Annotated in this window: 7 protein-coding genes; 2 read left to right on the top strand and 5 right to left on the bottom strand. The window is 70.5% G+C overall.

Going from position 1 to position 8,376, the window contains the following annotated elements; all coding sequences use genetic code 11:
• The 3 genes from AC13HU_RS25315 to uvrB form a co-directional block, all read right to left on the bottom strand.
• Positions 1–695: TerD family protein (locus AC13HU_RS25315; protein WP_483044248.1), on the bottom strand; the 695-nt coding region annotated here is incomplete at its 3' end.
• A gap of 114 nt (positions 696–809) precedes the next feature.
• Entirely contained in the window at positions 810–1,388 is a 579-nt protein-coding gene (locus AC13HU_RS25310) for a TerD family protein (protein WP_483044247.1), read from the bottom strand.
• Between the two features lie 173 nt (positions 1,389–1,561).
• Positions 1,562–3,658, bottom strand: coding sequence for an excinuclease ABC subunit UvrB (gene uvrB / locus AC13HU_RS25305; protein ID WP_483044246.1), 2,097 nt, complete (start codon positions 3,656–3,658; stop codon positions 1,562–1,564).
• A gap of 129 nt (positions 3,659–3,787) precedes the next feature.
• Here uvrB and AC13HU_RS25300 point away from each other — a divergent pair, with 129 nt between their 5' ends.
• Positions 3,788–4,315 (top strand): methylated-DNA--[protein]-cysteine S-methyltransferase, encoded by a 528-nt coding sequence (locus AC13HU_RS25300; RefSeq protein ID WP_483044245.1) that lies wholly within the window; start codon positions 3,788–3,790, stop codon positions 4,313–4,315.
• Between the two features lie 186 nt (positions 4,316–4,501).
• Complete coding sequence (locus AC13HU_RS25295; RefSeq protein ID WP_483044244.1) at positions 4,502–6,862, top strand: alpha-L-fucosidase; 2,361 nt, start codon at positions 4,502–4,504, stop codon at positions 6,860–6,862.
• A 42-nt stretch (positions 6,863–6,904) separates the two neighbouring features.
• On the opposite strand, the gene AC13HU_RS25290 is transcribed toward AC13HU_RS25295, so the two are convergent.
• Entirely contained in the window at positions 6,905–7,882 is a 978-nt protein-coding gene (locus AC13HU_RS25290; RefSeq protein WP_483044243.1) for a slipin family protein, read from the bottom strand.
• A 29-nt stretch (positions 7,883–7,911) separates the two neighbouring features.
• Positions 7,912–8,277: a tetratricopeptide repeat protein gene (locus tag AC13HU_RS25285; RefSeq protein ID WP_483044242.1), complete on the bottom strand. Its 366-nt coding sequence runs from the start codon at positions 8,275–8,277 to the stop codon at positions 7,912–7,914.
• Between the last annotated feature and the right edge of the window lie 99 nt (positions 8,278–8,376).

The following is an 8,376-nucleotide window of genomic DNA, read 5'->3' as shown; positions in this document are numbered from 1 at the left end:
GGGATGCCGGGCGCGGTGGCGGTGGTGGACCCGGTGGGCGCGGGCGGCGACGTGGACACGGCGGGCGGTGTGGGCGCTGTGGGTGCGTCCACCGAACGGGACTGCTCGCGCTCCACCGCGTCATGGATCTCGTCCGCGACCGCGCGGGCGTCGGGCACGCCCTGGTCGAGCAGCAGCGCAGGCAGCCCGCCGTCGTATCCCTGGCCGACCGCGCGGACCTTCCATGTGCCCTGCCGCCGGTAGAGCTCGACGGCGAGCAGGGCGGTCTCGGTGCCGAGGCCGGTGAGGGTGTAGCCGGCGATGGCGGCGCCGTCGGGGGTGGTCACGGCCACCTGCGGGGCCGGCGCGGCGCCGAAGTTCGCGGGGGCGCCGGCGCGGCCGGCGGGCAGCGCCAGCAGGACGTGCACGCGGTGCACCGGTTGCGGCATGGCGCCGAGGTCCACGGCGAGGCGGTGCTCGGCGGCGGCCTGTCTCGGCACCTCGACGCCCGGAAGCTGCGGCGCGCCGGGGTGGGCCAGCCACTCCCGCCCGGCCGCCGGCCCGGGTCGTCCGTCGGCGCTGTCCGGCCCGACCGCCCGGCCCTGTTCGTCGCCCAGGGTGACCGCGGCCACCACCGGGGTACCCGCCGACACCCGGATTTCCAGCCGGTTGCCGGGCAGCGGATGGTTCTGCCCCCGGACCAGTTCGGCCGTCATGCCAGCCGCCCCCTGCTTTTCGTTGTTGTGCGTGTCCGTCTGTGCGCCGCGGCCCGGTCCCCCGGGCCGCGGCCCCCACCCTTGGACCGACCGGCAAATGCCGGCCGGTCTTACCTACAGGGCGGGCACTATCGCCGGGATCAGGTCCTGGAACGTCCGGCCGTTGGCCGGGTTGCCGATCGCGGTCATCGACCAACCGGTCGTGCCGCGCTGCACCTTGGCCATGATCTGCGCGGTGTACGGGCCGCCACCGGTGAGGGTGTAGCGGGCCAGCTCCTGGCCGTTGCTCTCGTCCACCAGGCGGCAGAACGCGTTCTGCACCTCGGCGAAGGTCTGGCCGGTGAAGGAGTTCACCGTGAAGACGATCTGGTCGACGTGCACCGGGACCCGCTGGAGGTCGACGATGATCGACTCGTCGTCGCCACCCTGGCCCGCGCCGCCGACGAGGTTGTCGCCAGTGTGCCGGACCGAGCCGTCGTCACTGGTGAGGTGTCGGAAGAACACCACGTCGACCGGCTGCTTGTCCGCGAACAGGACCGCTGAGGCGTCGAGGTCGATCTCCCGCGTGCGGCTGCCGAACAGTCCCCGACGCGGCGCGGCCTGCCAGCCCAGCCCCATCCTGACCGCGGTCAGCGTCCCCCCGTCGGCCTTGCTCAGGCTGATCTTCTGCCCCTTGGTCATGTTGACCGTCACGCGCTGTCCCCTCTCGCCCGCTCTGTTCCCGCTGCTTCGTGTGCGGCTCTGCCACGAAAAGTCGTGCCCGCACCATAACAAGACGCCGCCGGACGGTATCCCGGTTCGTCGGCGCGGAATTCCGATGACCCGCCCGCGATGTCGGGGCGCGATCTCCCCGGGCAGGGCCGCCGTCAGGCGATGCCCGCCTCGCGCATCTGCCGCAGTTCCTTCTTCAGGTCGCCCAGCTCGTCCCTGAGCCGGGCGGCGACCTCGAACTTCAACTCGCCGGCCGCGGTGTGCATCTGCTCGGTGAGCTGGGCGATGAGGTCGGCCAGCTCCTCGGCGGGCAGCGTCGCCGCGGAGCGTTTCTCGCCGGCCTTCCCGGCCAGCGCCGGCACCGGCGCCTTGCCGCGCGAGCGCTGCCGCCCGGAGCCCAGCAACTCCTGCGTGTCGGCCTCCTCGCGGGCGTAGGCGTCCAGGATGCCGGCGATCTTCTTGCGCAGCGGCTGCGGGTCGATGCCGCGCTCGGTGTTGTACGCGATCTGCTTCTCCCGGCGGCGGTTGGTCTCGTCGATGGCCTTGTCCATCGCCGGGGTGATCCGGTCTGCGTACATGTGCACCTGGCCCGAGACGTTACGGGCGGCGCGGCCGATGGTCTGGATCAGGGAGGTGCCCGAGCGCAGGAAGCCCTCCTTGTCCGCGTCGAGGATCGCCACGAGCGAGACCTCGGGCAGGTCCAGGCCCTCACGCAGCAGGTTGATGCCGACCAGGACGTCGTACTCGCCGGCGCGCAGCTCCTGGAGCAGTTCCATCCGGCGCAGGGTGTCGATGTCGCTGTGCAGGTAGCGAACCTGCACGCCCAGCTCCAGCAGGTAGTCGGTGAGGTCCTCGGCCATCTTCTTGGTGAGGGTGGTGACCAGTACCCGCTCGTCCTTCTCGGCGCGCACCCGGATCTCGTGCACCAGGTCGTCGATCTGGCCCTCGGTGGGCTTGACCACGACCTCGGGGTCGATCAGCCCGGTCGGCCGGATGATCTGCTCCACCACGCCGTCGCCGCGGGACAGTTCGTACGGCCCCGGGGTCGCCGACAGGTACACCTTCTGGCCGACGCGGGTGAGGAACTCCTCCCACTTCAGCGGGCGGTTGTCCAGCGCGGAGGGCAGCCGGAAGCCGTGGTCGACCAGGGTGCGCTTGCGGGACGCGTCGCCTTCGTACATCGCGCCGATCTGCGGCACTGTGTTGTGCGACTCGTCGATGACCAGCAGGAAGTCCTCGGGGAAGTAGTCGATGAGGGTGTCGGGGGCGGAGCCGGGGCCGCGGCCGTCGATGTGCCGCGAGTAGTTCTCGATGCCGGAGCAGGTGCCGATCTGCCGCATCATCTCGATGTCGTACGTGGTGCGCATCCGCAGCCGCTGGGCCTCCAGGAGCTTGCCCTGCTTCTCCATCAGCGCGAGTTGGCCCTCCAACTCCTGCTCGATCCCGGAGATGGCCCGCTCCATGCGCTCGGGTCCCGCCACGTAGTGCGTCGCGGGGAAGACGTACACCTGCTCGTCCTCGGTGATCACCTCGCCGGTGAGCGGGTGCAGGGTGTAGAGCGCCTCGATCTCGTCGCCGAACATCTCGATGCGGACGGCCAGTTGCTCGTAGACCGGGAAGATCTCGACGGTGTCGCCGCGGACCCGGAAGGTGCCGCGGGTGAACGCCAGGTCGTTGCGCGTGTACTGGATGTCGACGAACTTGCGCAGCAGCCGGTCGCGGTCGATCACGTCGCCGACCTTGAGCCGGACCATCCGGTCGATGTACTCCTGCGGGGTGCCCAGTCCGTAGATACACGAGACGGAGGCGACCACGACGACGTCCCTGCGGGTGAGCAGCGAGTTCGTCGCCGAGTGGCGCAGCCGCTCCACCTCCTCGTTGATCGACGAGTCCTTCTCGATATAGGTGTCCGTCTGCGGGACGTACGCCTCCGGCTGGTAGTAGTCGTAGTACGACACGAAGTACTCGACCGCGTTGTTCGGCAGGAGCTCGCGGAACTCGTTGGCGAGCTGGGCGGCCAGCGTCTTGTTCGGCGCCATCACCAGGGTGGGGCGCTGGAGCCGCTCGATCATCCACGCGGTGGTCGCCGACTTGCCCGTGCCGGTGGCGCCGAGCAGCACCACGTCCTGCTCGCCGGCGCGGATCCGGCGCTCGAGGTCCTCGATCGCCGCCGGCTGGTCGCCGCTGGGCTGGAAGGGGCTGACGACCTCGAAAGGCGCCACAGTGCGTTCGATGTCTGAAACGGGCCGCATGACACCACCGTACGGCTCCCCTGTGACAATCACGGTCCCACTCGGCCCGGCCGCCGCCCATACCCGATCTGACCTGTGGCTTTACTGCGATCGGGGGCGATGTCGGACCCTGCCGCTAGCGTGGAGGGCATGGACGAGGTGGCGTGGGTGGTGCGGGACACGGCGGTGGGGCCGCTGATGGCGGCGTGCAGTGGTCAGGGGCTGGTGCTGGTGGCGTTCAGGGCGGGGCCGGCGACGGTGGCGCGGCAGGTGGGCGCGCTGGAGCGGCGGCTGGGGTGTGCGGTGGTGGCGGACCCGGAGCGGCTGGCCGCGGTGACGGAGCAGCTGGACGCGTACTTCGCGGGGGAGCTGAAGGAGTTCGATCTGCCGCTGGACTGGTCGCTGACCGCCGGCTTCAACCGGCGGGTGCTGCGGGAGCTGGCGACGGGCGTGCCGTACGGAGCGGTGGTGGGCTATCAGGACCTCGCCGACCGGGTGGGCGAGGTCGGCGCGGCGCGGGCGGTGGGTGCGGCGATGGGCGCGAATCCGCTGCCGGTCGTGGTGCCCTGCCACCGGGTGGTCGAGAGCGACGGCGGGATAGGCGGCTTCGGCGGCGGGTTGGAGATCAAGCGGACGCTGCTGGCGCTGGAAGGGGTGCTGCCCGCGCCGCTGTTCTGATGGTCCCCCGCCGGGTGGGCTGAGCACGCTCCGCGAACCGGGGCCCGGTGCGCCCGCCCGACCGAACCTGCCGGGAACGGCCCGTTCGGTCCGATCTATTGACATGCCCTCCCACCTCCCCAGGATCACTCATCGGATGTATACCCATTCACATTGGGTCAATCCCCGGGGCACTGAGGAGGGCACATGACCACGTTCCCACGACGCCAGGCACTCGGAATGGCAGCCGGCGCAGCCGTGGGCACCACACTGATCTCCACAGGAAGCGCGGCGGCCGACACCGCCGACACCACAGCCTCACAGGCCACTTCGCCCACGTGGGGAGCCGTGCCGGACCCGGTGCGAGTCCCCCTGGACTCCTGGTTCGACAACGACGGCATCGACACCGCGGCCGCCCGAGGCGGGGACTTCGACGGCTCCGGCTACTCCTTTCCCGGCGAGGAGCTGCCATCAGGAACAGCAGTCGTCGGAGGGGTGAGCTTTCTCTTTCCCTCATCCGCAGCCGGTGCCAAGAACAACATCGTGGCGAACGGGCAGCGCGTCGACCTCCCGCCCGGCGGGTATCTGTCCGCCTCGTTCCTGGTGTCGTGCAGCTACGGCGCGACCTCGGGCGCCGCGACCGTGCACTACGCGGACGGCAGCACGTCCACCGCCGCGCTCGGCGGCGGCGACTGGTACTCCGGCGGCGGCGAGTTGACCACCTCCTTCCGCTACTCCCCCGACGGCACCGACCGGCACCAGGTCTCCATGAACGTCAGCGAGCTGTGGACGGACCCGACGCGGCAGGCCGTCGGCGTCACCCTGCCGTCCACCGGACCGGCCCAGGCCGGCACCTCCGCGCTGCACGTCTTCGCACTCTCTCTCCAACCGGCCGCCACCGGCCGCGCGCTGGCCATCCACTCGGTCGCCTCCACCAATTCACTGACCGGCCCGCACGGCACCCAGAGCGTCGAGGCCACCGTGCTCAACGCGGGCACCGTGTGGATCCGGCCCACCGCCGCGGTCTCGGTGGACGTCGCGGTCGACGACGGCTCAGCCGGAGCCCGTACGATCGCCCCCGCCGCGGTGCCGTTCCTCGGACCCGGCGAGCAGGCCCGGCTGCGGATCGGCATCCGCAACACGCCGGGTACCGCGCCCGGCACATCGGCCACGGGCACGGTACGGGCCACCGGCCGCGGCGGGACCGCAGCCGCCCGCAGCACCCCGCTGATCCTCGGCACCCCCGACTACCAGCCCACCGACGCCTCGCTGAACACCCACCAGGCCCCGTACTGGTTCAGCGACGCCAAGTTCGGCATCTTCATCCACTGGGGCGTCTACTCGGTGCCGGCGTGGTCGCCGGTCGGCGGCTCGTACGCCGAGTGGTACTGGAACTCGATGCAGACCAGCGGCGACCCGGTGAACGCCTACCACGCGCAGACCTACGGCGAGGACTTCGCGTACGACGACTTCATCCCGATGTTCACCGCGAGCCGGTTCAACCCGCGGTCCTGGGTGGAGCTGTTCCAGGACGCGGGCGCCGAGTACTACGTGCTGACCTCCAAGCACCACGAGGGCTTCGCGCTGTGGGACACCAAGGTCTCCGACCGCAACGCGGTACGCATGGGACCGCACCGCGACCTGGTCGACGCGCTGTTCACGGCGTCACGCACGTACACCCCGCAACTGCACAACGGCCTGTACTTCTCGATGCCCGAGTGGTTCAACCCGGACAACCCGTGGATGGGTCACGCCCCGCGCAACCCGTACACCCTGGAGCCGGTGCCGTACACCGGATACACCGCGGGCAAGGACTTCGTCGCGGACTACCAGGCCCCGCAGATGCGGGAGTTGATCGAGGGCTACGACCCCGACATCATCTGGTGCGACATCGGCGGCGCGAACGACAGCGACCATGTACTCGCCGACTACTTCAACCACGCCAAGAACCGGGCGCGTCCGAAGGACGTGACGGTCAACGACCGCTCCGGCATCGGGCCGCACGACTTCACCACGCCGGAGTACACCACCTACAACAACACGGTGGTGGCGAAGTGGGAGGCCAGCCGGGGGCTGGACCCGCACAGCTACGGCTACAACCGTGCGACCCCCGACGACCAGTACATGACCGCGGAGCAGGTCGTGCAGACGCTCGTCGACATCGTCAGCAAGAACGGCAACTTCCTGCTCGACATCGGGCCCAAGGCCGACGGCACCATCCCGTCGGTCATGGAGCAGCGGCTGCGGGAGACCGGCCGGTGGCTGCGGGTCAACGGCGAGTCGGTCTACGGCACGACGTACTGGTCGGCGATGGCGCAGCTCGGCGAACTGCGGTTCAGCGTGAAGCAGGGCGAAGCGTTCTACGTCTCCTCGCTGGGCGACCCGGGCAGCAAGCTGGTGGTGCAGGCGCCGGTGCCGATCCGCAAGGGCGACAAGGTGACCATGCTGGGTCATGACCGGCCGCTGGACTGGGAGTTCGACGGCGGCACGCTCACCGTGCAGGTCCCGGCCGCGGCGCGCGCGGCCGGGAAGTACGCCTGGGTGTTCAAGGTCCACTGGTCGCGCTGACGGCGCGGCGCCGCGATCCCAGGGCGTGTCCCCGGCCCCCGCTCACTCCTCGGAGCTGCGCGGGTCGGGGATCTGCGGGCGGCCGGCGGCCCGGGGCAGTTCGGCCGGGGCCGGTGCGTCGGGCGCGGTGAGTTCGGCGGGCTCGGTGAGTGCGGCGGGCGTGGCGGGCACGACGGGCGCGGCCTCCGGGTCGGCCGCGGGTGCCTGTGCGGCGGCGGGATCGGCCTCGGCCGCCGGACCCTGCGCGCTGCTGCCGCCGGTCCCGCCCGCCGCCCGGTCGAAGAAGCGCAGCATCTCCACCGGGAACGGCATGACCAGCGTGGAGTTCTTCTCCGCGGCCACCTCCACCACGGTCTGCAGCAGCCGCAGTTGCAGGGCGGACGGGTTGGCGTCCATGGTCTTGGCCGCCTCGGACAGCTTCTGGGACGCCTGGAGTTCACCGTCGGCGGTGATGATGCGGGCCCGCCGCTCCCGGTCGGCCTCGGCCTGCCGGGCCATGGACCGCTTCATGGACTCCGGCAGCGCCACATCCTTGATCTCGACCCGGTCGATGTGCACGCCCCACCCGGTGGCGGGAGTGGACAGCATCAACTCCAGCCCTTCGTGCAGCTGTTCCCGTCCGGAGAGCAGGTCGTCCAGTTCGCTCTTGCCGATGATGGACCGCAGCGAGGTCTGGGCGACCTGGAGCATCGCGAACTGGTAGTTCTGCACATCCACCGTGGCCCGGACCGGGTCGATCACCCGGAAGTACAGCACGGCGTCGACGCGCACCGACACGTTGTCACGGGTGATGCCGTCCTGCGCGGGCACCGGCATGGTGATGACCTGCATGTTGACCTTCGTCATGCGGTCCATGAAGGGCACCAGCATGCGCGGGCCCGGCTCCTTGGGCAGCGCGTTGACCCGGCCGAAGCGGTAGATCACCCCGCGTTCGTACTGCTTGACCACCCTGACACTGCTCATCAGGCCGATCACGCCGATGACGGCGAGGATGATCACAAGGACGACGACGGCTTCCATGCCCAGGCCCCTTTCGAAAGGGCAGTAGGTCAGTTCGCGTCGAAGCGGGCAGCGGCCAGGTAGTCGGGGCGCGGGTCGAGCGCGGCGGCGAGCCGGAAGTGTCGCTGGGCCTCGGCGGAGCGGTTGGCGCGCTCCAGGGTACGGGCGAGCGCGAAGTGCGCGAAGGCGTTGTCGGGTTCCCGTTCGAGAACGATCTGGAACTCCAGCTCGGCCGGGCGCAGTTGGGCCGCGGCGAAGAAGGCGCGGGCGCGCAGCAGGCGGGCCGCGGTGTTCTCCGGGTGGGCGGCTATCACGGGGTCGAGGAGCTTGACGGCACCGCGAGGGTCGCGGGCGGACAGCAGTTGCTCCGCGGCGCGGTAGTCGATGACGAGGGTTTCCGGGGACCGCTCGGGCAAGGCCGCCTCCCTGGAATCGGGCACGGGTGACGAGTGATCGTCTGGTCAGACATACCCAACACAATCGGCGGCAACCGCATTCCCGGCGCTGTCCCGCCC

The sequence above is a fragment of the Streptomyces sp. NH27 genome (assembly GCF_056859195.1).
The sequence above is the reverse complement of the archived record's forward strand: the minus strand, read 5'-3'. Positions and strand labels throughout refer to the sequence as shown.